The sequence below is a fragment of the Bifidobacterium sp. genome (genome assembly GCF_050874245.1).
In the GTDB taxonomy this organism is placed as follows: domain Bacteria; phylum Actinomycetota; class Actinomycetes; order Actinomycetales; family Bifidobacteriaceae; genus Bifidobacterium.
Window position 1 is genome coordinate 1 of sequence record NZ_JBNMKH010000156.1, and the last position, 2,165, is coordinate 2,165.

A 2,165-nucleotide genomic window follows, 5' to 3' on the forward strand; every position below is an offset into this window, starting at 1 on the left:
AGCAGGTCCTCGTTGAGGTACGTGTCCTTGTAGGTGTCGCCGGACAGCAGATACGCGTCATCGGCCATCCGCACATACTGCGCGTGACGGTCCTGTTCGGCGTAGACCGCAACCGTGGGAATCCCCATCTCACGGGCGGTGCGCACGACGCGAAGCGCGATTTCGCCGCGGTTCGCCACCAGTAGTTTGTTGACATTTCTAGGCATAATGTCAAATTATGGCCATCAAGGAGCGATCCGACGAACTCGTTTCCCACAAAAGATCCGAGATCTTTTTGTAAGGCTCCACAAACGTTACCGAAACCTGGCAATCCTACGATGGGGAACGTTGATTGACGGAACCAGCTTTTTCGTCACTTGTCGAGAGGGGGAACATCCCATTATGCGCAACGCAATCCTGACCATCGCATCCACAGCGAAAACCGCCACCGAAGGCAGGCTCGGCACCGTTCTGAAGCCGACCCTCTTCGCCGTGCTGCTCGCGGCCGCTTCCATGGCCGGCGAGGTGCCGATTCCAGGCACTCCGGTCCCGATCACCCTGCAGACGTTCGTGGTCATGCTGGCCGCGCTGATGCTGCCATGGAAGCAGGCCGGAGCGGCGGTGCTCATGTATCTGGCGGCGGGCGCGGCGGGTCTGCCGGTGTTCGCCGGCGGCGCCTCCACCATGGCCTTGGTCGGCCCGAGTGCCGGTTTCCTCATCGGATTCCTGCCGGCCGCCGCCGTCACCTCACTGCTGAAGGGCCAGGCGCGCGTCGATTCCCCGAAACATGCCGCGCTGACGGCCGCACGCTATCTGTTTGCCTGCGTGGCCGGCTGCATCGTGCTCGACTATCTGCTCGGTTTCGTCGTGCAGTCCGCCATCACCGGCGTGGCGTTGTCGATTGTGGCCGTCGCCTCGATGGGCTTCATCGCCGGCGATTGCATCAAGGCCGTCGCGGTTTCGCTCGTCGCGTCGGGACTTGCCAAACTGTGGTGATCATTCCGTGACCATGTGGATGGTCGTGTGACGGCCATTCACATGGTCACTGATGGCTATTTTGCCAAGACACCCACATCGGCGGTATGCACCACGTGCATATCGCCGTTTTCGTCCTTGAGGGTGATGGAGGCGTCCCTGTTGATCCACATCGCGGTGCCATGCAGGGAGCCGCCGTCCACGAAATGCGCTTCACACGGCTTGCCGATCGTCCAGCACGCTGCGGTCATTTCCTTCAGTGATTTCTCCGCTTCACCGTGCGGATCTTCTTCGAAAGCCGTCAGACGCCTGCGCAATCCCTCGACCAACCGTGCCGCGATCGCATCGCGCAGGGTATTGGCGTTCGGCAGTCCGGTCGCGACCAGCTGCATCGACGTGGCTTGGGCGGACGGCAGGCGGCTTTCGGGGACGTCCAGATTCAGTCCGATACCGAAGATGATGCCGACCCGCTCCGTGGATGCACCCTCTTCGGAATCGACGAAACCACCGGAACCGGCGGAACCGCCGTCCATATCAGCTCCATCAGGTCCGTTCGTGGCGGTTCCTGCGAGCGGCACCATCTCCGCGAGCACGCCACCCAGCTTTTTCCCGCCAATGAAGATGTCGTTCGGCCATTTCAATTCGACCTTCCCGTCGAGTGTGCCATCAAAGTCGACCACCACGCCGGCGACGGCGTCGCGTACGGCGAGTCCCGCGATCATCTGCAACCATCCGTTGACGGAAGAGTCCCGCACAATCGAAGCGGGGACGCTCGCCACCAGGGAGACGATGAACGATTCACCCTTCACGCTGACCCACCGATGGTCGAGCCGGCCGCGCCCCGCGGTCTGTTCGTCCGCGCATATCGCCACGATCTCATGGCCCGTCCAATCGCGCATGCCGAATCCGTCGGCGCTGATGTATTTCCCGGAGCCGAACAAGCGGCCTTCACGCAATTGCTCCGCGGCGTAGGTGTTGGTGGAGTCGACCGAATCGAGCGCCACCACCATATCGGCGGCCACGCAAGTACGGGGCATGGCCAATGCGGAATCCTTGATCATCATTCTCGCTCCTTAACTCCCCCTATTTTATGCATCACGCATGCCCAGCCGTCGTGCGTTGGCCGCGGCGAGCCTCGTGGCACGCGATTCACGCCAGAATTGCAGGCACAGGAAGCCGAACACGAACGCCACCGGAAGCATGTGCCGTTC

The 2,165-nt window shown here is 61.8% G+C and carries 4 protein-coding genes; 1 reads left to right on the top strand and 3 read right to left on the bottom strand.

The genetic code is table 11. The features are described from left to right. A partial coding sequence (locus tag ACR0P8_RS09430; protein ID WP_432624810.1) for a biotin carboxylase N-terminal domain-containing protein occupies nucleotides 1-206 on the bottom strand: 206 nt, incomplete at its 3' end. 175 nt (nucleotides 207-381) lie between these two features. On the opposite strand from ACR0P8_RS09430, the gene ACR0P8_RS09435 reads away from it, so the two are divergent. After that, on the top strand, nucleotides 382-975 hold the full coding sequence (locus ACR0P8_RS09435; protein ID WP_432624811.1) for a biotin transporter BioY: 594 nt from the start codon (nucleotides 382-384) through the stop codon (nucleotides 973-975). Between the two features lie 56 nt (nucleotides 976-1,031). Here the strand turns inward: ACR0P8_RS09435 and ACR0P8_RS09440 are convergent, their stop codons facing one another. Both ACR0P8_RS09440 and ACR0P8_RS09445 read right to left on the bottom strand, forming a co-directional pair. Further along, complete coding sequence (locus ACR0P8_RS09440; RefSeq protein ID WP_432624812.1) at nucleotides 1,032-2,018, bottom strand: biotin--[acetyl-CoA-carboxylase] ligase; 987 nt, start codon at nucleotides 2,016-2,018, stop codon at nucleotides 1,032-1,034. Between the two features lie 24 nt (nucleotides 2,019-2,042). Then, a partial coding sequence (locus ACR0P8_RS09445; RefSeq protein WP_432624813.1) for a DUF6020 family protein occupies nucleotides 2,043-2,165 on the bottom strand: 123 nt, incomplete at its 5' end.

Excerpts from the sequence above, each read along its gene's own strand:
- ACR0P8_RS09440 (WP_432624812.1), bottom strand. The coding sequence starts at position 2,018 with ATGATGATCAAGGATTCCGCATTGGCCATGCCCCGTACTTGCGTGGCC.
- ACR0P8_RS09435 (WP_432624811.1), top strand. The coding sequence starts at position 382 with ATGCGCAACGCAATCCTGACCATCGCATCCACAGCGAAAACCGCCACC.